Genomic DNA, 22,268 nt, shown 5'->3' with positions numbered 1-22,268 from the left:
TATCTAATCATGGCCCATGCATTGTCCACGCTACCCACAACGCCCCTCCCCCTTCCTAGCAGAAACTTAGCCGCTTACTTTTATTTCCAACTCACAATATCTTGGTTTTCACCTTCCCCCCCTTCGGCATTGTCTGCACCCAGGGAATAGATATCAAAAGCACCGTGTTCACCGGGTGAGCGATAATGATATTCATACCCCCAGGGATCTGCCGGCACCTGACTTTTCTTTAAATAGGGACCATTCCAGCGGTTGGCCCCCGGAGGCGCTTCCACCAGGGCTTGGAGCCCTTCTTCGGTGGTAGGATAACGTCCTACTTCCAGGCGGTAGAGATCAAGGGTAGCGGCCAAATCTTCAATCTGGAGACGGGCCGAGTCAGTCTTAGCACTGCCTAAGTACTTCATCACCTGAGGGCCAATTAACCCTGCCAACAACCCTAAAATGACAAGTACGACAAGTAATTCAATGAGAGTAAAACCGAAACTACCGGTATGCCTTAATCTCTTTCGTTGCATCAAAATCTCCTCGTTTTAAAAGGCCAATTCATTCACACTCAAAATAGCGACCAATATGGACATAATAATCCCGGCAATAATCACCCCCAAACTCAGGATCAGGACCGGCTCCAACAAGGCCAATAGGCGCTTGATAGTGGACTCCACTTCGACATCATAAGTTTCAGCCACCTGACCTAGCATATCTTCCAGCTGGCCTGTTTCTTCGCCCACCTTAATCATTTGCACTGCCATTTTTGGAAATAGGCCCGTCTCCAACAAAGGATCCGCCATTCCATGCCCCTGGCGTAGCTCGTCAGCAACTTCATTGAGGGCCTCTGCCATCACCCGATTGCCCAAAGTATCCTTGATGATTGCCAGGGCCGACAGCAACGGCACTCCATTACGGAGTAAGGTACTCAGGGTACGGGAAAGTCGGGCCATCTCCAGCTTGGCGATCAAATCGCCGGCCAGTGGCAACCGCAACAGCCAACCGTCCCATCGATAGCGGCGTTCCGGCACCTGGAGTTGGTAGCGAAGTAACAATAGGACAGCTAAAAGACCCAGTAAAAGTGCCCACCAATAATTCTGGAGAAGATCACCCGCCGCAATCACTATCTGGGTTGCCAGGGGCAAGGCTTTACCGGCATCTTCAAATAACTGTTGGAACTGGGGAACCACAAAGGCCAACAGGATAATCACAGAGAGCCCGGCAACTCCCACCAAAATGGCGGGATAGATAAGGGCCGAAGTGACGGCATTTTTCAAGGCCTTGGAACGCTCCATGAATTCGGCCAACCGCCCCAGGATCACATCCAAGGCCCCACCTGCCTCACCTGCCCGGATCATACTGATATAGAGAGGAGAAAAGGCCTCCCCCTGGGATTCCATGGCTTCCGCCAGGGAAGCCCCTCCCCGCACTTGTTCCTGAAGGCGGGTCAAAAGTTCCCTAACGGGCCCCTCCTCTGCAATTTCTATCAAAGTACTAAAAGCCCTATCCAGTGGCAAACCAGCGCGAAGCAAGGTGGCTAATTCTCCGGTCACCACAGCCACATCGTTCTGGCGGACCGTTTTCTTACGCCCCAATAAGCCCTTGCCAACACCCTGACGGGATCGGCCTCGACCCCCGGCGGTGGCCTCTTCAATGCGAATGGGGATATAGCCCTGAGAGTGTAACCACTCGACCACATTCGCTTCGTGCTCGGCCCGACGTTCCCCTTCCAGGATTTCTCCGCTCGAAGTTGCTGCCTTGTAATGGAAAGCGGCCATGATCAGGATTCCTGACTGACTCGGATCACCTCTTCAATAGTGGTGAGGCCGGATAGCGCTTTGAGAAGACCATCTTCGTACATAATGCGCATGCCTTCTTTCTGGGCCTGGTCCTGGATATCTCCCGCATCGGCATGCTGGAGCACGAGACGGCGAACAGGGTCACTCATGACCAAAAACTCCATAATCGCTGCCCGACCATGATAACCAATGCCGTTACAATGTTCGCAGCCAACAGGACGATACAACATGACCGGCTTCTCCTGGCTAAAGCGGTGCAACTCCAGTTCCTCTATTAACTCGGGCATGGCCTCGTAAGGCTCGGTGCAATGTTTGCAGAGGGTGCGAACCAGGCGTTGCGCCAAAATACCATTGACGGTGGAAGTCAGAAGATAATCCTCTACCCCCATATCCAATAAACGGGTGACGCCACCCGCGGCATCATTGGTATGGAGAGTAGAAAGGACCAAATGGCCTGTCAGGGCCGATTGAACTGCGATGCCAGCGGTTTCCCGATCCCGCATTTCACCAATCATGATGACATCCGGGTCCTGGCGTACAATAGACCGCAAGGCACCGGCAAAAGTGAGGCCAATCTGAGGCTTCACCTGAATTTGATTAATCCCTTCAAGCTGGTATTCCACTGGATCTTCCACGGTCACAATCTTGCGATCCGGGGTATTGAGCTTATGCAGGGCCGTGTAAAGGGTAGTACTTTTACCACTGCCTGTGGGACCGGTTACGATAATAATCCCGTGGGGCATCTCTAATACCCGGAGAAACCGCTCTAAGGTGCTGCCTTGGAAGCCCAGAGAATCAAAATCGAGCACCACACTACCTTTATCTAACAGCCGCAGTACTACACTTTCACCATAGAGGGTCGGTACCGTCGAGACCCGCAAATCCAATTCCCGCCCTTGGATACGGAGCTGAATTCGCCCATCCTGAGGCAATCGACGCTCAGCGATATTGAGCTTGGCCATAATCTTAAAGCGGGAAATCACGGCTGCTGTGGAGCGCGCTGGGGGAGCCTCTACATCTCGTAACACCCCATCAATCCGATAGCGGACTCGTAGACTGTTCTCAAAGGGCTCAATGTGGATATCGGATGCCCGGGATTCCACCGCCCGCTGGATCAGCAAATTCACTAGGCGTACGACCGGGGCCTCGCTGGCCATATCCTTCAGATGTTGGACATCCGTCTCCGCCTCCTCGTCTGCCCCAAGATGCTCGACGAGCTGCCCCATCGCCGATTTGCCCCCTGCTTGACGTTCAAGGGCCGCTTCGATCTCCGAGGGCAAACCGACCCGCAGGCTTATGGGTTTGCCGTAAGCAAGGGCAATGGCATCCTGGACATAACGATCGCTAGGATCGGCCATCGCTACCACCACTGCGTCCTCTTCTTCCAATACCGGCACCGCTCGGGATTCTTTGAGGAACCGCAATGAAACCTGGCCGTTTAGCCCTCCACCATCATAATCACTCGCTCCCAATAGGGGCAGATCAAGCAATGCAGAGAAGGCTTCTGCCATGTCCCGTTCGGAAATCAACCCTAGCCTTATCAACATGGCGGAAAACCGTATGCCTTCCTCCATCGCCAAACGCCGAGCATGGCGGAACTCCGTTGCCCGCAGTTTGCTCCGATCAACTAGATATTGGCCGAGCTTTTCTTCGAAGCTCTGGGGAACCGCCTTATCTCCAGGAGTAGGTGTAATGGGAACTGTTTCTTCAAGTTGTTGCGCCATCAAATTACAGTCTGTCCCTTGCTTGTAATAATGCCAAATAGCGGCAAGATATCATTGTCTCCTATTATCTCGGCAAGAAATAGCCAAAAAATACCGTCTGGACTGACGCAGTTTGCCATTTCCGCGTAAGCCGGAATCTAATCACTACCTGAAAAACTGGATCCCCGTTTTGGCGGGCATGACGATTCCGAACCTTTCGTGTCAGTCCTAACCGTATTAAAAATCCGATTCTACCATTTGCCACCCCCCATCTATGTTTCTCAGAGCAATCCAACTAGTCAAGGTTTTCTTCCCAATTTCATTTAAAATACCATGATGGTAATGACTAAGGATTAAATTTATGGCGAGCGCTGTCCCACACCGACTCAGAGACTGGCTTCTCAGCCTCTATCAACACTTACTACCTCAGCATACGCTGTCCCATCTAATGTATCGGCTGACCCGACATCGGATCAGCTGGCTAACGGGCCTCCAAATTCGCCTATTTGCTCGGATTTTTGGAGTTAACATGGAAGAGGCAGAATCCTCCTCCCCCAAAGATTATCCAAACTTTAATGCTTTCTTCACCCGCGCCCTTGCTGAAGGCGCACGGCCCATAGCAGATATAGCGGATGCAGTCGTTTCTCCGGTGGACGGGCATATCAGTCAACTCGGATCCCTTACCGCTGGCCGCTTGATCCAAGCTAAAGGCTGGAGCTACGGCCTGGTAGACCTGCTGGGTGGCTCTGAAATCCGGGCCGCCCCCTTCCGCGATGGCCAATTTGCAACGCTTTATCTTTCCCCAAAAGATTATCATCGCATTCATATGCCCCTGCCAGGTCGCTTACGGGAAATGGCCTATTTACCAGGCCGATTATTTTCAGTCAGCCCTAAAACCGTCAACGGAATTCCTAATCTTTTTGCCCGTAACGAACGGGTGGTCAGTATCTTTGAAACTGAAGCGGGTCCCCTGGCCATGGTATTGGTGGGTGCTATTTTTGTTGGCAGTATCGAAACCGTATGGGCTGGCCAAATCACCCCGCCTTACCGGCACCAACCCGGCCACTGGCTTTATGAAGGAGATAAAGCCCTCCCCCTGGAAAAAGGTCAAGAAATGGGACGCTTTAACATGGGCTCTACCGTTATCTTAATCTTACCGCCGGGAATGATCCATTGGCAGTCCAGCTTGCAACCGGAATCGCGGATACTTATGGGACAAACCCTAGGCCAGCTCACCACTACCGTCCAGATAGATGCAGAAAGACAGCAGGCAAGTACCTAATGAAGATTAAGCGGCGGAAATTTTTACAGTATACAGGGATGGGGGCCGCTACCATGGCCCTGACGCCCAAATGGCTATGGGCAGGAGCCAGTCCGAAAAACGATGCCTACCTGTTCTCAAATCCTGATGTAGAAATTAGGATGACCGCCCAGGTCACAGAAATTCCTATCTTGTCGGGTTCACCAACAAAAGTATGGAAATTCTCGGCAAAACTGCTCAATGGCCCTGAGGGAACGGTAGAAGAAATTCCTGGCAGCTATCTAGGGCCGATTCTGCGGCTCCGGAATAAGGCAAAAGGTTCGTATTCACTTCCACAACAATGTTCCTAGCCCCTGTGTTGTCCACCAGCATGGTCTCCACGTTCCAGAAAAATCAGATGGCCATCCCCGTTATGCCATCGATCAAGGACAGACTTATAGCTACGATTTCCAGGTTCTCAACCGTGCCGGCACCTACGGGTATCACTCCCATACCCATCGAGTCACCGGGCACCGGGTTTACTTTGGCCTTGCCGGCTTGCTGCTAGTCAGCGACGAGGAGGAACGCACCCTCAACCTGCCGGGTGGCGACTACGAAATTCCTCTGGTTATTCAGGACCGCCGGTTCGGCCACCGGAATGAACTCCAGTATGTTCGCGGGATGCACGATCGGATGACAGGATTTCTTGGCGATCACATCCTGGTCAACGGCTTTCCCGATTTTGAGCTCCCGGTAGCCACTCGCGCCTACCGACTGCGGATACTCAACGGCTCCAATTCTCGCATCTACAAACTCGCTTGGAGCGATGGCACCCCGGTAACCGTCATCGCCAGCGATGGGGGACTGTTAGAAAAACCTGAGCGCTATCCCTATGTGACTCTCGCCCCCGCTGAACGTGTTGAACTCTGGATGGATTTCAGCGGGCGCAAGGTAGGCTCTGAAATAAAGCTGCAAAGTTTTCCCTTCTCCGGGGCCATGCCCCACATGGGCGGTGGCATGGGAGGAGGTCGCGGCAGGGGAATGCATGGCCATGGCGGCGGTACCTTACCTAATGGTGCCGGCTTCTCCATCATGAAGGTCCGGGTAGTACGCAAAGAGGAGGAAAATCAGAAATTGCCAGAGCGCCTATCCACTGTTCGGAGCTATCGGGTACAAGAGGCAGAGAATGCCGATCCTCCCCGAACCATCCGGCTCTCCGTGCGACCCCATTCACCGCGTCTCAATGGCCGTTCCTTCCGTATGACCGCCGTCGCCGACGAGGACGAGGAGGTGGTCAAACTAATTCCTTGCAGCTGATGGAGTTTGTGAACCGAGACCGGCGGGCTCGTGGCATGATGATGCCCCATCCCATGCATATTCATGGACAACCCTTTCAAATCGTAAAGCGGGAAGTATTACCAGGGTTCCAACAAGGTTATGCCAGCCTCAACGAGGGGTTCATCACCAGTGGGTGGCGGGATACGGTGCTGGTCATGCCGGGAGAAAAAGTGACCCTGTTGAAGCCCTTTGAGGACTATGAAGGGCTGTTCTTATACCACTGCCATAATATGGAACATGAAGACTTGGACATGATGCGCAATTTCCAGGTACGGGCCTAAAAAATGTTTTAAAGCAACGCCTCATGCCAATTCCAGATCAATCTTTTTCTCATCCAGATCGACCCGAACGACAGTGACCTGGACTTTATCGGCCAAACGGTAAACCTTGCGGGTGCGCTCTCCCAGGAGGCGGCGGCCCACAGGATCGAAATGGAAATAATCGTTGCCAAGGGCGGTGACATGGACCAGTCCTTCAACATAAATGTTACTAAGCTCCACAAATAGGCCAAAGGCAGTAACCCCGGTGATCAGACCTTCAAAGGACTCGCCGACTTTGTCCATCATATATTCGCACTTGAGCCAGTCCACGGCATCCCGGGTTGCATCATCGGCGCGGCGCTCACTCATGGAACAATGCTCCCCCAGATTGGTCATCTCATCCTTGGTATAGAGGAACATTTTCGGGGATTTTTGCTCTAGCACGTGGCGAATAGCCCGGTGCACCAACAAATCAGGATAGCGCCGTATGGGAGAGGTGAAGTGGGTATAGGCATCTAAGGCCAACCCAAAATGGCCATTATTTTCAGGGCTATAAATGGCTTGCTTAAAACTGCGCAGGACCACAGTCTGGATAAGGTGGGCATCTGGACGATCCTCAATGGACAGCAAGAAGCGGGCAAAATCTTTAGGGGCCGGGGAGGAGTCCCCGCCCCCCAACGCCAACCCCAACTCGGCGAGAAAATCATGTAAATCGGCCAATTTATCTTCTTCTGGCGGTTCGTGGACACGAAAAAGCGTGGGAACCTTATGCTTAGTCAGGAAGCGGGCTGCGGCAACATTGGCCAAGATCATAAACTCTTCAATCAGCCGATGGGCATCATTGCGCACCAAAGGCCGAATATCCTTAATCTTTTGGGTCTTATCAAAAACGATTTGGGTTTCGCCCATTTCAAAGTCAATGGCCCCGCGCCGGGTCCGGGCTTTGCGCAATGCCTGATAAAGGGCATACATGGTTTCAAGCCCTGGGAGCACGGCCTTATAGCGCTTTTGCAGCCCCTGATCGCCGTCTAACAGCATGGCCGCAACCTGGTTATAGGTTAACCGGGCCGCCGATCGCATCACTCCAGAATGAAAGCGAAAACCCTTTAATCCCCCCCGTGGACCGATCGTCATTTCACAGACCAAACACAGACGATCCACTTCAGGGTTGAGGGAACACAACCCATTAGACAACACTTCAGGCAACATGGGGATCACCCGGTTGGGGAAATAAACCGAGTTGCCCCGCTCCCCGGCCTCGGCCTCGAGGGCAGAAGAAGGCCGCACATACCAGGAGACATCGGCAATCGCCACCCACAAGCGCCAACCCTGACCGTCCCGCTCCGCATAAACGGCATCATCAAAGTCCCGGGCATCCTCGCCATCAATGGTCACCAGGGGCAGATCCCGCAAGTCTAAACGTCCCGCCTTAGCTTCCTTCGGAACCGTGGTTTTAAAAGCTTTGGTCTCAGCCAGCACTTCCTCGGGCCAAACATGGGGTAGACCATAAGTTTGGATAGCAACATCCACCTCCATCCCGGGCGCCATGTGATCACCGAGCACTTCCACAATCTTGCCCATAGGCTGGCGTTTAGCCGTGGGTTGCTCGGTGATCTCGGCAACCACAATTTGACTGTCCTGAGCCCCCTTCTGATGCTCCGGAGGAATCAGAATATCTTGGTTGATACGCTGATTGCTGGGCACCAAAAAACCAAATTTATCCTCTGCAATAAAACGGCCTACGACCTGGTGATTATTCCGCTCCAATACTTCCACCACGGCACCTTCACGGCGTCCACGTCGGTCGATCCCAATAACCTGGGCCACGACACGATCCCCATGTAGGACAGTGCGCATCTGCCGGGCGGAAAGATAAAGATCTTCCCCTCCTTCGTCAGGTACCAGGAAACCATAACCATCCCGGTGGCCTATCACCCGCCCCCGCACTAGATCCATCTTATGGACCAATCCATAGGCACGGCGGCGGTTACGCATCAGCTGACCGTCTCGCTCCATAGCGCGCAGACGGCGGCGAAACGCTTCCCGTGTTTCCTCGTCGCTATCAAGCCCTAGCTTTTTTATGAGCTCCTTACGGGTCATGGGCCTGCCTTGCCGCTCCAAGCATTGAATGATGTATTCCCGGCTCGGGATAGGCTGCCCATACTTTTGGGCCTCACGGGCAAAATAGGGGTCTTTCTTTCTCCAGTCGCTCATTGACAAGTTATTTTAGGGTCGGTACAGTTCGCGTTTGCTCGAAAGTGCCTATACTTAGGCATCGCTATAATGGTGTCTATGCCGAGGTGGCGGAATTGGTAGACGCGCATGGTTCAGGTCCATGTGGGGGAAACCCCATGGAGGTTCAAGTCCTCTCCTCGGCACCAGATTTATAAACCATAGCAGACTACCCTAGACCACGCAAGAAATTGTTCTAAAAGCTTTTTTCCCAATCTTATTTTCTTTCCATTTTGTCATTTTTTGTCGGCCGTGGTCCCGAAAGAGAACACCAAGCCGGGATCAAGCCACGCCTTCTCAATGAAATCAATTTACCCTCGCTTCTGAGCACATAGAAAGAGTACCATAATACGGGTGCACACTCAGACATCCCCAATCTCATTGTGGAAATCCTGTTTCTTCGGAGAGAAAGGCGATGGCAACAAATTAACAAAGGTCCATGCTGTAGTTACATCTTTTGTAGGGTTCGAAACAACATAGTGGACTGGGGCGGTATTTGCCATGTATGCGTACAAAAGCATCGCACTAACCCTAGCCTGAATCATTCCCAGCTGCGGCCCTGCGGGAGCTGCTCTGATCATGCCGAGAACGATGTCCTTTGAACTTCATCACCAACGCTATGATGAATGGTTTCTGCGTCATGCTGCGGCCTACCACTCGGAGTTACTGGCCGTCCGAGCCCTGTTACCCTGGCGCGGTCTGGGCCTGTCCATCGGAGTCGGCACCGGACGCTTCGCCGCCCCGTTGGGCGTCCAGGCAGGCATCGACCCAGCACACGAAGTACTCGCTTATGCCTCAAAGAGGGGCATTTCGGTAGTTCAGAGTATTGCTGAAGCACTGCCTTTTGCGGATCACAGTTTTGACTATGCGCTGTGTGTCACCACCATCTGCTTCGTCGATGACGCTGGCGCGATGCTGCGGGAGGCACACCGTGTTTTGAAATCCGGCGGCGCGCTGGTAATCGGTTTTATCGATCGCACCAGCGAACTTGGTCAACACTATCTGGCCCATCAGGCCGAGAATGTGTTCTATCGTGACGCGACCTTTTTCTCGGCAGCCGAAGTGGAACAGCTGCTACACGATACAGGTTTCAGTGAGCCGGTTTGGGTGCAGACCTTATCGAAGACGTTAGAGGAGACCCGCGAGATCGAACCCTTACGCGCTAGTTACGGCGGGGGGGCCTTTGTCGTGGTTAAGGTAAACCGGCCTTGAAGCATTTAAGTTGGGAACTGTCGCGGGCTCGCTTTGGCACCCTGCTCTCACTGTCAGAATGAGACCGAAATCACAGACTACTGTGTCTTAGGGGCTAAAGCCATACTTACCATCATATTAAGTTTTGCAAATGGCTAGTTATCGTCTATAAAAAGAAGACGATAAATTTAATTTAGTATCCTTATTACTATCCTTTATTTTGCTTTGGCTATTACACCATTAAATGAGAGAAATAGACTCCTCCTCCTCCCTAGGGCTAGACTAGAGAGAGAACAAAAGTTTTTTATATTGACTGGCATTCTCCTGACAGCCCTGATATTTATCTTTGACTGTATCACACCACCAGGGATCACCAGCAGCGTACCCTATATAGGAGTGGTATTCATTGGGCTTGCGGCACGCTCGCCCTTGACCCTGTTGCTGTTTGCTGGTTTGAGCTCTGTACTGATTATATGCGGAATATTAATCTCACCTGATCCAGTGATGCCCTTTAACACAGTGATGATTAACCGGGCCCTCACCATCGTTGCTGTTTGGTTGACCGCAAGCCTCTGCTATCTCCATTTGCACTCGGTGTTAACCCTTCAACACCTAGCCCATCGTGATCAACTTACCGGGGTGTACAATCGGCACTATCTTATCGCTAAGGGTAGCGAACAAATCAAAATGTGGCAGCGCTACCAAATGCCTTTTTCACTTATCATTTTGGATATAGACTATTTCAAAAAGATCAATGACAAATACGGGCATGTAGCAGGTGATCGAGTCCTTAAACATATTGCAAAGTTACTGCAGTTGCAAACTCGCAATGTCGATACGATCTGCCGCTTTGGCGGCGAGGAGTTTGTCATCTTACTGCCTATGGTGGACCTAGACGGGGCCTTAGCAATGGCCCAGCGTATTCAGCGAGCCCTTTCTGCAACCAGTTTCACTTGGGAGTCCTCAACTTTCACGCCAACGGTAAGCATGGGGGTAGCCGAGTTGGTGGACAAGCAATGGGATCTTGACAAGCTCATCACCGTAGCGGATATGGCCCTCTATCAGGCTAAGACCCTGGGGCGCAACCAAGTCATGCCTATGCCTATGTCAAAGTTAGCCCGCATGAATTCAGCCACCTGAAATACTGTTTAAGTCCCTATTACCTACGGCAAGGAGCCTATCGGCCACCAAGAAAACAGCTCTAACCGTTTTTTACCCTCAAGGACTTCTTCCTCGATTTTCTGACCTTCTTCCTTTATATCCTGGCCCTCGCCGCTAAACGTTGAGCGTGCTCGGTAGATAACTTGCCCCTTATCATCAAAATGAGTTTCCTCTACGATTAAGGACTCGAGGGTCTTTGCTTCGGCAGCCTCATGCCACTTCAGCTTTATAATCTTGGCACTACCCAGTATCCGTTTGCCCTCTTTGGGAGTGCGGGCCTCGGCCTGGGCATGGGAGGGAAAAGAAGGGAAATTTTCATACCGGTAGGTAATAACCAGTTCAGGAAATTCAATTCCAGGGGGAGGATCATCGCCCGCCCACACACTTCCCATATTGAGAAGTGCCAAACAAAATAAAATAATTTTTCCCATGACACCCCCCAAAATTAAGCCAAGCAAAAAAATTATGGGCGCTTTATAGGGATAAATCTACCTTCTCCGATCCCTTCTACAATTGAATTGCTCGCCAAGCAATTTTTCCTCACCATAAGTATCTCAGTAAAAGTTTTGAAGTATTCCCGGAGCGAGCTGGTGGCGTGGAGCCAGGGGACAGGGAAGTCCCCGCACCGATGATTCGCCGGGAGCGAATCGGGACATCCGCAGGAGGCCCCTCAGGGGGCGCGCCAGGGAGGGCGCGCATCCAACCTTTTTTTAGGGAGGAAAAACGGGTTTGCGGAACACCACCAGTTCGCTCCTAAAACACCTCATATCTTATTCATAGGTACTTAGATCTAAGCTTAGCTCTCAAAAGGCAAGGATTAGAAATGATTGTAAGTTGCTAAGATAGAAAAGACAGAGGGCGTGGTAAGTAGAAACAAGCACAAGATATTGCGTAGGTGAATCTTGCCCCACTACCACGCCTAGGACAAGACTATCGTTTCCGCTTCTGTACCGCTTCCTTGAGGGCTTTACCAGGCTTAAAGATAGGCACATTCGTTGCCGGGATGGTAATCGTTTCCCCAGTCCGGGGGTGCCGACCTGAACGGGCGGACCGATTCTGTACGGAGAAAGAACCAAAGCCGACCAAATTGACCGTCCCCTTTTTACCCAGAGTCTCCTCAATCGTCTGGAGCAGCGCATTCACGGCACGCTGGGCATCTGCTTGAGAAAGATTGGCCTCTGAGGCAACGAAATTAACCAGTTCAGTTTTATTCATAAAGCGTGCGCTCCTAAAGTTAAAGGTATTTTTTTATGCTCTATTATTCACTTCTTGGAAAATTGCACAGCCAGTTCTCAGACTCGACCCAGGTTAAGCCTATGGGTACCCGGGGGAGGCAAAGCCTTAGTTTAATTAAAAGAACCGAGTTGGTTGCAAGCATCTACTGCTTCAACAAATTAACCCGAGAACACTCCTAGGCTTGCTTAATTTAGCTCTTTGCCTGCCAAGCATAGGTAATACCCCAACCGTCCACTTTGCCAATAAACATCGTCAGAAGCCAAGTCCCTTCGGCTCTGATCTCCAAGGGATTGGAATAATACACGACTCCCGCCCTCAGGGTCACTGGTCAACCTAAGGAGCCTCTGATGAATTCCCTGGTGAGCCGTAAACCCTCTAGGGTAAAAACCCACAGTTGGGGCCGTCTGCCCCCCGGATTTTCTTAGCTGAGGGTCCTCAAAGTTGTGAGGCTAGGATACAACGTGTTGATAATATAGCGTCCTTCTGACGCAATTGAAATTGAATGATAGCTAGAATCCAAGCCCCCATATATCATAGATGCCCACGTGAGCAACAGAAGAAAGCAGAAAGACCATGAAACAGGTCCAGGCGCGCCGGGGCTGGCAATTTTGGATCGACCGGGGTGGCACTTTTACAGATATTGTGGCTAAAGCCCCTGATAACACCATCCAGACCCATAAGCTACTATCCGAGAACCCTTCCCATTATCGGGATGCTGCCCTCCAGGGGATACGGAATCTACTCGGCCTAGGCCCCCAAGATCCTATTCCGGCAGAAAGCATCGACTCAGTCAAAATGGGCACCACAGTAGCCACCAACGCCCTGCTAGAGCGCCAGGGGGAACCTACCGTACTGGTGACAACCCGGGGCTTCGGCGATGCTTTGCGGATCGGCTATCAAAACCGCCCTCAGCTCTTTGCACTCCACATTAAACTACCGCAGATGCTATATCAGCAAGTTATTGAAGTGGATGAACGTTACAGTGCGGGTGGTGAAGTGCTACAGCCTCTTAATCCAGATACCGTTCGCCAACAACTACAGGGTTGCTATGACAAGGGTTTACGGAGCGTGGCTATCGTGTTTATGCATGCTTATCGCTATCCCCAGCATGAACAGGCTGTCGCTCAAATCGCGCGGGGAATTGGCTTTACTCAAATCTCGGTGAGCAGCGAAGTCAGTCCACTGATGAAACTGGTCAGCCGTGGCGATACCACTCTCGTGGATGCTTATTTGTCGCCCATCCTGCGCCGTTATGTAGACCATGTCGCCGCCGAGTTGGGCAACATTCGCTTGCTCTTTATGCAATCCAACGGGGGACTGAGTGAAGCCCATTGCTTCCAGGGTAAAGACGCCATCTTGTCTGGCCCTGCCGGAGGTATCGTCGGTATGGCCCGGACCTCGGAACTTGCTGATTTCCATCAGGTGATTGGATTTGATATGGGAGGGACCTCAACCGATGTTAGCCACTATGCTGGGGAGTATGAGCGGGCTTTTGAAACTGAAGTAGCAGGGGTTCGGATACGGGCTCCCATGATGCAGATCCATACCGTTGCTGCGGGGGGAGGCTCCATTCTCCATTTCGACGGCGCCCGTTATCGGGTAGGGCCTGACTCTGCCGGAGCACAGCCTGGACCGGCTTGCTACCGCAAGGGCGGGCCTTTGACGGTCACTGACTGCAACGTCATGCTGGGTAAACTCCAGCCCGAATTCTTTCCTAAAGTATTTGGCACCCACGCCAAACAACCCTTGGATAAGGCCATTGTCCAAGAAAAGTTTACCGCCCTAGCTGCTGAGATCAAAGCAACTACAGGAGATGACCGAACCCCGCTTCAAGTGGCAGAAGGTTTTCTTGCTGTTGCGGTGGAAAATATGGCCAATGCCATCAAACACATCTCTATTCAGCGTGGCTATAATGTCTCGGAATACGGGTTATGCTGTTTGGGAAGCGCGGCAGGACAACATGCGTGCCTGGTTGCCGATGCCCTAGGCATAAAACGGGTCCTCATCCATCCCTACGCCGGGCTGCTCTCCGCCTACGGAATGGGTCTTGCAGATTTACGGCTGCTGCGGGAAAAAGCTGTGGAAGCTCCCCTCAGCGAGGAACTTATGCCTGCATTGGCGGCAACCTTTGATAAGCTCATGGCAGAAGGGGAACAGGAAATGCTCGCCCAGGGCGTTGCCCAGGAAGACATCTCCTCAGTCCGTAGACTCCATGTGCGCTACCAAGGTACAGACACCTCTTTGCTAGTCAATTTCGGTCACCCAGCAGAAATTGCTGCGGAATTTTTAGGGGCCTATAAACAGGCTTTTGGTTTTTTGATGCCTGAGAAACAACTCATTGTGGAATCGGCTCAAATAGAAGTCATTGGTAGCACTCCATTATTATCTGACGCCGCCCAAGTCAAATCCCCTCCGCCACGACAGGGAGCAGTACCGATAATAGCTACAGTCACCGCGACCCTGGAGGGAAAAACCCAAGAGACACCGGTTTACCCACGGGAGGCAATGCAACCCCATGACCGAATCAGCGCTCCAGCCATCATTATTGAGACCAATAGCACCACGATCGTAGAACCTGGCTGGGAAGCAGAACTCACCTCCCGGCGGGATCTCATTCTTACCCGAGTGATACCGCTGCCTAAGCAGTTAGACATAGGGATCCAGGCTGATCCGGTAATGTTGGAGATCTTTAATAACCTATTCATATCCATCGCTGATCAAATGGGCGCAGTCCTAGAGAAAACTGCCTCCTCAGTCAACATTAAGGAACGACTGGATTTTTCCTGCGCAATCTTCGATCAACAGGGGGATCTGGTAGCCAATGCCTTACATATTCCGGTTCACTTGGGATCCATGAGCGCCAGCATTAAAGCGGTGATTCGCCATCATAGAGAACATATTTCTCCTGGCGATGTTTTTATGCTCAACACCCCCTACAACGGGGGGACTCATTTACCCGATGTGACCGTCGTGAAACCGGTATTTGATAAGTCAGGAACACAGCTCCTCTTTTATGTCGCCGCACGGGGGCACCACGGAGACATTGGAGGGATTACGCCCGGTTCCATGCCCCCCTACAGCCAAGCGATTGACCAAGAAGGGGTCATTATCGACAACGTTAAATTGCTCGAGGGGGGGCGATTTTTGGAACAGGAAATCGTCACCTTGCTAAGCAGTGGTCCCTATCCGGCCCGCAATATCCAACAGAATCTGGCAGACCTTAAAGCCCAAGTGGCTGCCTGTGAGAAAGGGGTGCAAGAACTTCGACGCATGATAGAACATTTTGGACTTGAGGTGGTACAAGCCTATATGGGTCATGTTCAAGATAATGCCGAAGCCGCGGTGCGCCACGTTCTCGAAACCCTAAAAGATGGCAGTTTTACCTATCCCATGGATGATGGCAGTAAGATCAAAGTGAGCATCCGCATCGAAAGACCCTCTCCTCAAGAAGGTATTCAGGCCATCATCGACTTCTCCGGCACCAGTCCACAGCATTCGGGGAACTTTAATGCGCCAGCCGCAGTCACCATGGCCGCTGTCATTTATGTTTTTCGTTGTTTGGTTAAAGCCGACATCCCCCTTAATGGAGGGATTTTTAAACCGCTCAAGATTGTTATCCCTGAACATTCTCTTCTAAATCCATGCTACCCGGCGGCAGTGGCAGCAGGTAATGTGGAGACCTCCCAATATATCGTTGACGCCCTGTTGGGGGCTATGGGAGTAATGGCGGCCTCCCAAGGAACCTGCAATAATTTCACTTTTGGAAATGAGCAGTATCAATATTACGAAACTATTTGCGGCGGTGCCGGCGCCGGTCCAAATTTTAAGGGTGCCGATGCAGTTCATACCCATATTACCAACACTCGCCTCACCGATCCGGAAATATTGGAATGGCGCTTCCCAGTCCTATTAGAGTCATTTGAGATTCGCAAAGGATCTGCCGGCAACGGTCGATACCGTGGGGGAAATGGCACTGTGCGCCGACTCCGTTTTCTTGAACCGATGGCCGCAGCGATTATCTCAAGCCATCGGAAAATTCCCCCCTTTGGCATGGCAGGGGGACAACCCGGTCAGGTGGGTCGAAACTGGATCGAACGCGCTGATGGCTCAGTAGTGGAACTTTCTAGCTGTGGGCAAACCCAAATGGGAAGAGGGGATATCTTTATTATTGAGACTCCAGGCGGTGGCGGCTTCGGCATACCTAGCGGCTTCGGCATACCTTTATATGCCAGTGGCGCTAAATCTAATGGATAGCTAAAATCACTTAAAGTAACTTATTGATTGATTCGACTTAAAGCTATCCAAGATATAAACTGTATTTTCAATCTATAATTAAAAAACCTATGAGTTCTCATAAGGAGAGGCAATGCAACTAACACAGTATACGGATTATTCCCTGCGGGTTTTGATTTATCTTAGCCTTCATGACGAACAATTGGCCACAATTAGTGAAATCGCCAACAGCTATAATATTTCCCGTAACCACTTGGGCAAGGTCGTCCATAACCTTGCAAGCTTAGGGTATATTGATACCACTCGGGGTAAGGGAGGCGGTATGCGCCTGTCACAGGCACCTGAGAAAATCAATTTAGGACGGGTAGTACAACAAACAGAGGGGCGATTTGATATGGCTGAGTGTTTCAACACCACCCACAATACTTGCTCTATTTCCTCCTGCTGCCAATTAAAAGACGTTTTTTGGGAAGCACGGTCCGCCTTTCTGGCGGTGTTAAATCGGTACACATTGGCCGACGTGATCAAAAACAAGAACGAACTGCGCTCTTCGCTCCGGGTCGAATGGTTCCCACCCCGAGTTGCAGGTTATTAACCCCCGGACACTCTTATTAGCAAAAAGCCGCTAACCTAATATTGCAGCAGTTTTTCCTTGCAATATTAGGTTAGTTAGCTTATTTCTTTTCCGATAACGAAGGATTAGACGCTAATAGCCGAGGCTTTCGCCACCTCACCCCAAATAAAATGCGCAGCGTCCAGCTTGCGGCCCAAATACTGCCAAGAATGAGTAAAGCACGGCCAAGAATACGTTGTTCCCCTAGCAAATAATTGGCACAAAGGCGGTCTGGAAGCACCATATACAGCCAGCCTAAGCGCATAAACATGGCCCAGAATTCTAGCTTCAAAACGCCCTGGGCTATGGAACTTAGCTGAAACCAGCTCAAGCTAAGAGCGGTACCAATAAATAGAGGAACCGTAATAAACTTAATAATTTCAAAGGCGGGTTCTGAAATAGCAGCATCCAGGGCGCGAGGTAACATCCAGTAAAGCACGGTCACAACCACCAAAACCATACCCGTGATACCCCACCGGTTCCAGGGGGCGATTTTGCGCTTAAATTCCTCAGGAAGAGTCTGCCCCAACCACCACCCTACGAACGCCAAAGCCGGTAACTGCACCAACATATGGGTCACCATGCTCAACTCTAAAGCGTGCCGTAAAGGCGGCAACGCGAGCACTCCCCACACCAGGCAGGGCAAATACCACCCCTGTCTAACCTTCACTGGTTTCTCCTTCAGCAAGCGCCAGGGCCAGGTAATCTTGCAATTTTGGATACTCCTCCACGCCAAAAATGGCAACCAATCGCCCTTGGGGATCAATCACATGATAACCTGCAGAATGGGTATAACCGCCCATTTCATCAGGAATAACCGTCACCTTGAAGAAATCCAAAATTGCTTTTTTCTCCACAGGATGGGTCGGTCGCGCCGCTACCCACTGCTCCCCGTCACCGGAGAAATGGGAAAGATGGGTTCGAAGCCGCTCCGGCGTATCCTTTTCCGGGTCAAAGCTGATACTCAATAAATGCAGCTTATCCTTCTCTAACGCTTCGCTAAATTCTTTCTGAAGACTTCCCATTCCGCTGCTCAATGTCAAACAAACACTGGGGCAACTGGTGTAGATGAAATCTACTACTACATATTGCCCACGCCAATCTCCCAATGCTATCGCCTCAGCATTCTGATTCTCCAGGTGCCAGTTGGGAACAGGCTTCGGATGCTCGCGCACTTCAAGACGGCGCGCCTCTTCCGCGGTGAAAGCCCGGACGCCATCCGTACCGACCCATAGGATCGTCAAACTTATTACGGCTAAGAGGGTACTTGCAAGCAGAGTTTTCATTCCCACTCCTCCTCACATTAGGTTGCTTTAATGATCTGACACCGGCTCTCTCGATTTACACTGCCCTCTTTAAAATGTAGATTTATGCCATTCCCCGCTCAAGGAAAGAACCGCATTTGACACTAAAGGAGACCCATCTACGCTATCCTGGGAAGGCCAACGCGGATGCGGATAAAGGCGGCACGCCTTCTTTATTGAGGACGTGTCGCCATCAGTACCGCCCTATCGGCTGGCAATCGCCATTACCGCCATAGGAGAACTCACAAACTCACAACAGTCCCTTAAGTCTTTCCTGCTTCTATACGCTAGGCTCCGGGGCTTTCGGAAGCGCGGTAAGAACACGAATGGTAAACAGCAGCACACCTAGCACCACCAGTGTTGCCGCTAAAGTGCCCCACTGTGCATAGGGCACCCATTCTTCCATATGAACGGCCCAACGACGGGGGATGCTATGGGCGCCACTACCAAGAAAAGTGAGGGCCAATAAGAGGCCGCCAATCAAATAGCTGTAAAAACCAAGCTTCTCGGTTAAAGGCGTTTTTCCTTCCTTTTTTCCATTAAGAAGGTAGAAGGTAAAACCGAAGATCATCGGCAATAGGCCCAGGAGCAGATAAAAATGGAAATGGCCCGGCACCCACAAGGTATTATGAAGGACGCGGTTAACAGAGACCATGGCATCGATAATCGCCGGAATAACGCCGGCTGCCCAACCAAACATGGAGAGGATGAGCAATTTACTAGCAGTATTCCACTGGATTCCGGAACGATACACGAGCATCAGGGCACCATAGCCGGTAACTACTAGCACCGGAATACCGCTACCGTAGGAGAGCACCTGAGCGGTTATCATGGCCCACATGGGCATGGGGGCGTCCATAAATAGATGGTGAGGATAAACCGCCATCACCATGAAAACGATGGCAAACCAAGCCGCATAAAAGACTTTGGAGGTTTTATAAGGGCGGCCGGTGTAACGGGGCAATAGTTCGTAAACTGCGACCACCGAAGCATAAATGGTGGCATTGATAAAAACGTGGCCGAAGAAGTAAATCAAATTTTTGACCAGCAGGGCATCGGGTTTAAATTCCGGGTTATAGAGATTGACAAGCATCATTACCAAAACCACAGCACCTACGGCAATACCGATGAAGTTGACTATAAGCACCATGGTCCCGGCTACCACGGTTGCCGGATGGTAAGGGTTCACAGGCTCCTTACCAAACAGCTGCGTTAGCCCCAAGGCTCGTCCAAAATTCCCATATTGAGAAAGAATGGCACGGCCCATATCCAAATAGAGGATTAGGAATCCCGTACCAATGATGAGCAATCCTAGCAGGAATGCGGCGGCGGCGCCGGTAGACCAAGCACCGAGGGAAATACCCGGCAACGGATAAAGAAAAGTCCATCCACCACCGTACTTTCCAATAAAAATGGAACCTAGAATAATGACGACGCCAGCAAGAAAAACACCAAAATTAAGCCAAAATATCTTGGTGCTCAATGGCACATACTGGCGCAGGAAATACCACAGCACCCCGGTTGAGGCGATACCCGCCGTACCCACCACACCAACTCCGTGCAATGTCAGAATTTGGTAAAACAGACCTGCTTCAACCGGCATCATATTGCTTTGGGCAGCGCGCATTGCGGCGCCGGCCAGCATCATTAATAAGAAGACCAGAAATCCAGTAATCAGATGGGCTTTTACTGCAACTAGGGCAGCCTGATTCTCCGCTTCACTATAGTCCACTCTTTTGCTTACTGCTGTATCCAATGTTGTTGCACTCATAATAACTGTCTCCGCTTTCTCCTCCACATTTAAGCACCTAGCTAGAAGGGCACTTAGCTAGCTGCTTCCACCTTCAACTCAGCTATCATGGCATGGTGGGCCAAGCCGCAATACTCCAAGCAGAGAATGCGGTATTTACCTGGTTGATCAAAAATATGGATCAACTTGTTAGTATAGCCGGGCATTGCCTGAACTTGGGCCACTAACTTCAAGTTCTCGTCATACACGCCAAAGCCATGATTGACATCGGCACCGGTAACATAGAATGCCACGGGCTTGCCCGTGACCACAGTATCGGTGCTCATAGTCCAGTACCATTGATGCCCGCTGACATCAACTACCTGATAGTCCTCACCGGCATAGGCCGCATCCTGGGAGGGAAGGGGAAACGGTATCAGCGTTGCCAAGGTGACCACGATCCCAAAGATGGCTATGAAATAAAACCATTTATGGCGAAACCGATACCATTTCTGCTGGACAGATGAGTAATCTTCAGGCGTTTGTGAATTACTGATCACATAGTAAAACACTGCTGCAAGCAACGCTACGCCAACAAGTGTTATAAACCAAACGGTTGTCTGCATTGTGCTTATCCTTTATCTCCTAGATTTATGTAGAACCCCAAAACTTATATTTGATATAGTTCTTTGTCAACTAAGGTGAGGGGATCACTTTAATATATTCTCCCAGGGCCTCTCGACTGGACCCAACGACTATTCGAAGTTCACCATCACTGGCTTGTTCTAGCTGGCCAACAACTTCAACCCATTCGCCAGCCTTGGCTTGCCCCACGTAAGTATGGGAGAAAGCCACTATCGTGTCTATCTCAGCATCTACCAAGCGATAGCAAGCAGGGTAACTAAATGCGCTGCTTCCATCACAGACCTGGACCTGCAGCCTTCTCCTGCCCTGCTTACGAAAATGCCGAGAATCTAATTCTATTTCCCCAGCTTTTAAAACAAGTACAATATCGAATTTGGTCCCTTCCCAAACCGCCTTGTTATGCTTACGCCGCTCATGCCAAAGATATTCCTGAAAATCTAAGCTACACCCCCGCCGCTGATAAGTCTCACGCCACAGGGCTTCATTGAGCGGTTCTAATTGCCCTTTGATGAGCGCCTGCTTAATAATCCTTCGGGCTTGCTGAAAATTCTTTTGGCCATACACCACTAAGTCAATATCGGAACCCGCCTGCTGGGCGCCAATAAGCAATGAACCGGTAATGCCTAAGTTTTGGGAATACAGCCCTGCCGCCTCAAAGATCTGAACCAGTCTCCTCACCTTCTCCTCAATTTCATCTCCCGATAACAGGGTGAGAATTTCTGCCAACTTTAGCTGGGGCTGATAGTGCCTGACTACCCTAGTTACAGGAACGCCATGGAGTCTGGCTTCCAACTGGGGAGAGTCATAAAGGTAGTGGGGGTAATGAGTCTCTAATAGGCTATCCGCCTGTGAGGTATTGACCTTACACCAACAGGCGCCTTTTTTTACATAGCGCAGTACGCCTAAGGCCCGCCCTTCCTCCTGATGGTGGGTGACTACGGAAAAGAGCAACCCTTCCTGGGTCTCAATAAAATCACGCGGACGAATTTTGGCGGCATTGGAAGCTTGCCCTGAAGCAAGCCCACAGCCCATCAGTCCGCTTTCTCTTTAATGGCAATTTGATAAATGGCAAGCACTTTACGGGCACTACTCGCTGCCGCCCGCGAGCTTAGGGTGGCCCCCGTGATGCCCTGAATGCCGTAATTGAGATTAAGTTCGGTCAGTTGGCGGCGATAAAGCTGGGCAAACCAGCGTTCTGGCGGCTGATACTCGGGGGGTTCATGGAAGGCAAGTACATGAATCTGATCCAATTCACCGGTAGGGGTCAGAGTAATCAGCAAGGTCTCCGGTTTAGTACGCACCGTATGGGACTCAATCGCCGCATAACCCAGCAGCTTGCCCTCATCGCGCCCCACATAAAAAGTAAACAACTTCGACTCGAGCTTGGTCCGGGCAAGTTGTTCAATTTTTGCCACTTGTTCTTCGGTAAGAAAAAGAGACTGCATCTCAACTTGGGCTTCTTTGCCAAAGGCCAATTCCAAGGCCTCTTTCTTACCGTAATAAATTGTACCCATGGCATTTAACGCCACCAGTACTCCTAATAGTATGAGAAGAACACGCCTCCCCTGCTTAAACGTATTCATGGGTTCCTATTAGTTA

21 protein-coding genes, 1 tRNA gene and 1 pseudogene are annotated in these 22,268 nt (G+C 51.0%); 11 read left to right on the top strand and 12 right to left on the bottom strand.

Going from position 1 to position 22,268, the window contains the following annotated elements; translation table 11 throughout:
* Positions 1-80: 80 nt before the first annotated feature.
* From gspG to gspE, 3 genes are read right to left on the bottom strand one after another with little or no spacing between them, the layout of a single operon-like run.
* Positions 81-515 (bottom strand): type II secretion system major pseudopilin GspG, encoded by a 435-nt coding sequence (gene gspG, locus E3U44_RS06425; RefSeq protein ID WP_134357270.1) that lies wholly within the window; start codon positions 513-515, stop codon positions 81-83.
* A 15-nt stretch (positions 516-530) separates the two neighbouring features.
* Entirely contained in the window at positions 531-1,763 is a 1,233-nt protein-coding gene (locus E3U44_RS06420) for a type II secretion system F family protein (protein ID WP_134357268.1), read from the bottom strand.
* Between the two features lie 2 nt (positions 1,764-1,765).
* Entirely contained in the window at positions 1,766-3,508 is a 1,743-nt protein-coding gene (gene gspE, locus E3U44_RS06415) for a type II secretion system ATPase GspE (RefSeq protein ID WP_134357267.1), read from the bottom strand.
* 340 nt (positions 3,509-3,848) lie between these two features.
* Between gspE and asd the strand changes: the two genes are divergently transcribed.
* From asd to E3U44_RS19865, 5 genes and pseudogenes are all read left to right on the top strand, one after another.
* Positions 3,849-4,769 carry an archaetidylserine decarboxylase gene (gene asd / locus E3U44_RS06410; protein ID WP_134357266.1) on the top strand — a complete coding sequence of 307 codons (921 nt, stop codon included), beginning with the start codon at positions 3,849-3,851 and terminating at the stop codon, positions 4,767-4,769.
* Positions 4,769-5,098 carry a twin-arginine translocation signal domain-containing protein gene (locus E3U44_RS19880; RefSeq protein WP_276321965.1) on the top strand — a complete coding sequence of 110 codons (330 nt, stop codon included), beginning with the start codon at positions 4,769-4,771 and terminating at the stop codon, positions 5,096-5,098. The genes asd and E3U44_RS19880 overlap by 1 nt, the downstream gene beginning before the upstream one ends.
* Positions 5,055-5,249: pseudogene (locus tag E3U44_RS19875) on the top strand (multicopper oxidase domain-containing protein); the annotation flags it as partial. The gene E3U44_RS19880 and the pseudogene E3U44_RS19875, both read left to right, overlap by 44 nt.
* 36 nt (positions 5,250-5,285) lie before the next feature.
* Positions 5,286-6,044: a cupredoxin domain-containing protein gene (locus tag E3U44_RS19870; protein ID WP_240761752.1), complete on the top strand. Its 759-nt coding sequence runs from the start codon at positions 5,286-5,288 to the stop codon at positions 6,042-6,044.
* A gap of 8 nt (positions 6,045-6,052) precedes the next feature.
* On the top strand, positions 6,053-6,346 hold the full coding sequence (locus E3U44_RS19865; RefSeq protein WP_240761751.1) for a multicopper oxidase domain-containing protein: 294 nt from the start codon (positions 6,053-6,055) through the stop codon (positions 6,344-6,346).
* A 21-nt stretch (positions 6,347-6,367) separates the two neighbouring features.
* Here E3U44_RS19865 and rnr read toward each other — a convergent pair whose 3' ends face one another.
* Positions 6,368-8,539 carry a ribonuclease R gene (gene rnr, locus E3U44_RS06400; RefSeq protein ID WP_134357264.1) on the bottom strand — a complete coding sequence of 724 codons (2,172 nt, stop codon included), beginning with the start codon at positions 8,537-8,539 and terminating at the stop codon, positions 6,368-6,370.
* 80 nt (positions 8,540-8,619) lie between these two features.
* Here rnr and E3U44_RS06395 point away from each other — a divergent pair.
* The 3 genes from E3U44_RS06395 (at position 8,620) to E3U44_RS06385 (ending at position 10,888) form a co-directional block, all read left to right on the top strand.
* A tRNA-Leu gene (locus tag E3U44_RS06395) sits at positions 8,620-8,706 on the top strand.
* A gap of 442 nt (positions 8,707-9,148) precedes the next feature.
* On the top strand, positions 9,149-9,769 hold the full coding sequence (locus E3U44_RS06390; RefSeq protein WP_240761750.1) for a class I SAM-dependent methyltransferase: 621 nt from the start codon (positions 9,149-9,151) through the stop codon (positions 9,767-9,769).
* Positions 9,770-10,057: 288 nt separating this feature from the next.
* A complete protein-coding gene (locus E3U44_RS06385) occupies positions 10,058-10,888 on the top strand; it encodes a GGDEF domain-containing protein (protein ID WP_134357260.1) in 831 nt (276 codons plus the stop codon).
* 23 nt (positions 10,889-10,911) lie between these two features.
* Here E3U44_RS06385 and E3U44_RS06380 read toward each other — a convergent pair whose 3' ends face one another.
* Both E3U44_RS06380 and E3U44_RS06375 read right to left on the bottom strand, forming a co-directional pair.
* A complete protein-coding gene (locus E3U44_RS06380) occupies positions 10,912-11,340 on the bottom strand; it encodes a hypothetical protein (protein WP_134357258.1) in 429 nt (142 codons plus the stop codon).
* Positions 11,341-11,839: 499 nt separating this feature from the next.
* A complete protein-coding gene (locus tag E3U44_RS06375) occupies positions 11,840-12,124 on the bottom strand; it encodes an HU family DNA-binding protein (RefSeq protein ID WP_134357256.1) in 285 nt (94 codons plus the stop codon).
* Positions 12,125-12,718: 594 nt separating this feature from the next.
* Here E3U44_RS06375 and E3U44_RS06370 point away from each other — a divergent pair.
* Positions 12,719-16,399, top strand: coding sequence for a hydantoinase B/oxoprolinase family protein (locus tag E3U44_RS06370; RefSeq protein ID WP_134357254.1), 3,681 nt, complete (start codon positions 12,719-12,721; stop codon positions 16,397-16,399).
* Between the two features lie 112 nt (positions 16,400-16,511).
* Complete coding sequence (locus E3U44_RS06365; protein WP_134357252.1) at positions 16,512-16,973, top strand: RrF2 family transcriptional regulator; 462 nt, start codon at positions 16,512-16,514, stop codon at positions 16,971-16,973.
* 79 nt (positions 16,974-17,052) lie between these two features.
* On the opposite strand, the gene E3U44_RS06360 is transcribed toward E3U44_RS06365, so the two are convergent.
* On the bottom strand, positions 17,053-17,661 hold the full coding sequence (locus tag E3U44_RS06360) for a hypothetical protein (RefSeq protein ID WP_134357251.1): 609 nt from the start codon (positions 17,659-17,661) through the stop codon (positions 17,053-17,055).
* Entirely contained in the window at positions 17,651-18,277 is a 627-nt protein-coding gene (locus E3U44_RS06355) for an SCO family protein (protein WP_134357249.1), read from the bottom strand. Before E3U44_RS06355 ends, E3U44_RS06360 begins: the two co-directional genes overlap by 11 nt.
* Positions 18,278-18,393: 116 nt before the next feature.
* On the opposite strand from E3U44_RS06355, the gene E3U44_RS19205 reads away from it, so the two are divergent.
* Positions 18,394-18,531 (top strand): hypothetical protein, encoded by a 138-nt coding sequence (locus tag E3U44_RS19205; RefSeq protein WP_166805007.1) that lies wholly within the window; start codon positions 18,394-18,396, stop codon positions 18,529-18,531.
* 44 nt (positions 18,532-18,575) lie between these two features.
* Here E3U44_RS19205 and E3U44_RS06350 read toward each other — a convergent pair whose 3' ends face one another.
* The 4 genes from E3U44_RS06350 to E3U44_RS06335 all read right to left on the bottom strand — a co-directional run bounded on the left by E3U44_RS06350 (position 18,576) and on the right by E3U44_RS06335 (position 22,252).
* Positions 18,576-20,066, bottom strand: a complete 1,491-nt coding sequence (locus E3U44_RS06350; RefSeq protein ID WP_134357247.1) for a cbb3-type cytochrome c oxidase subunit I — start codon at positions 20,064-20,066, stop codon at positions 18,576-18,578.
* Between the two features lie 53 nt (positions 20,067-20,119).
* Positions 20,120-20,650 carry a cupredoxin domain-containing protein gene (locus E3U44_RS06345; RefSeq protein WP_134357245.1) on the bottom strand — a complete coding sequence of 177 codons (531 nt, stop codon included), beginning with the start codon at positions 20,648-20,650 and terminating at the stop codon, positions 20,120-20,122.
* 70 nt (positions 20,651-20,720) lie between these two features.
* On the bottom strand, positions 20,721-21,701 hold the full coding sequence (locus tag E3U44_RS06340; protein ID WP_134357243.1) for a nucleotidyltransferase domain-containing protein: 981 nt from the start codon (positions 21,699-21,701) through the stop codon (positions 20,721-20,723).
* The gene (locus E3U44_RS06335; RefSeq protein ID WP_134357241.1) at positions 21,701-22,252 is read right to left on the bottom strand and encodes an FMN-binding protein; all 552 of its coding nucleotides are present in this window, start codon (positions 22,250-22,252) and stop codon (positions 21,701-21,703) included. The genes E3U44_RS06340 and E3U44_RS06335 overlap by 1 nt, the downstream gene beginning before the upstream one ends.
* Between the last annotated feature and the right edge of the window lie 16 nt (positions 22,253-22,268).

Source organism: Nitrosococcus wardiae (genome assembly GCF_004421105.1).
Lineage (GTDB): Bacteria > Pseudomonadota > Gammaproteobacteria > Nitrosococcales > Nitrosococcaceae > Nitrosococcus > Nitrosococcus wardiae.
The sequence above is the reverse complement of the archived record's forward strand: the minus strand, read 5'-3'. Positions and strand labels throughout refer to the sequence as shown.

Excerpts from the sequence above, each read along its gene's own strand:
- gspG (WP_134357270.1), bottom strand. The coding sequence starts at position 515 with ATGCAACGAAAGAGATTAAGGCATACCGGTAGTTTCGGTTTTACTCTC.
- E3U44_RS06420 (WP_134357268.1), bottom strand. The coding sequence starts at position 1,763 with ATGGCCGCTTTCCATTACAAGGCAGCAACTTCGAGCGGAGAAATCCTG.
- gspE (WP_134357267.1), bottom strand. The coding sequence starts at position 3,508 with ATGGCGCAACAACTTGAAGAAACAGTTCCCATTACACCTACTCCTGGA.
- asd (WP_134357266.1), top strand. The coding sequence starts at position 3,849 with ATGGCGAGCGCTGTCCCACACCGACTCAGAGACTGGCTTCTCAGCCTC.
- E3U44_RS19880 (WP_276321965.1), top strand. The coding sequence starts at position 4,769 with ATGAAGATTAAGCGGCGGAAATTTTTACAGTATACAGGGATGGGGGCC.
- rnr (WP_134357264.1), bottom strand. The coding sequence starts at position 8,539 with ATGAGCGACTGGAGAAAGAAAGACCCCTATTTTGCCCGTGAGGCCCAA.
- E3U44_RS06390 (WP_240761750.1), top strand. The coding sequence starts at position 9,149 with ATGTCCTTTGAACTTCATCACCAACGCTATGATGAATGGTTTCTGCGT.
- E3U44_RS06380 (WP_134357258.1), bottom strand. The coding sequence starts at position 11,340 with ATGGGAAAAATTATTTTATTTTGTTTGGCACTTCTCAATATGGGAAGT.
- E3U44_RS06375 (WP_134357256.1), bottom strand. The coding sequence starts at position 12,124 with ATGAATAAAACTGAACTGGTTAATTTCGTTGCCTCAGAGGCCAATCTT.
- E3U44_RS06370 (WP_134357254.1), top strand. The coding sequence starts at position 12,719 with ATGAAACAGGTCCAGGCGCGCCGGGGCTGGCAATTTTGGATCGACCGG.
- E3U44_RS06365 (WP_134357252.1), top strand. The coding sequence starts at position 16,512 with ATGCAACTAACACAGTATACGGATTATTCCCTGCGGGTTTTGATTTAT.
- E3U44_RS06355 (WP_134357249.1), bottom strand. The coding sequence starts at position 18,277 with ATGAAAACTCTGCTTGCAAGTACCCTCTTAGCCGTAATAAGTTTGACG.
- E3U44_RS06350 (WP_134357247.1), bottom strand. The coding sequence starts at position 20,066 with ATGAGTGCAACAACATTGGATACAGCAGTAAGCAAAAGAGTGGACTAT.
- E3U44_RS06345 (WP_134357245.1), bottom strand. The coding sequence starts at position 20,650 with ATGCAGACAACCGTTTGGTTTATAACACTTGTTGGCGTAGCGTTGCTT.
- E3U44_RS06340 (WP_134357243.1), bottom strand. The coding sequence starts at position 21,701 with ATGGGCTGTGGGCTTGCTTCAGGGCAAGCTTCCAATGCCGCCAAAATT.
- E3U44_RS06335 (WP_134357241.1), bottom strand. The coding sequence starts at position 22,252 with ATGAATACGTTTAAGCAGGGGAGGCGTGTTCTTCTCATACTATTAGGA.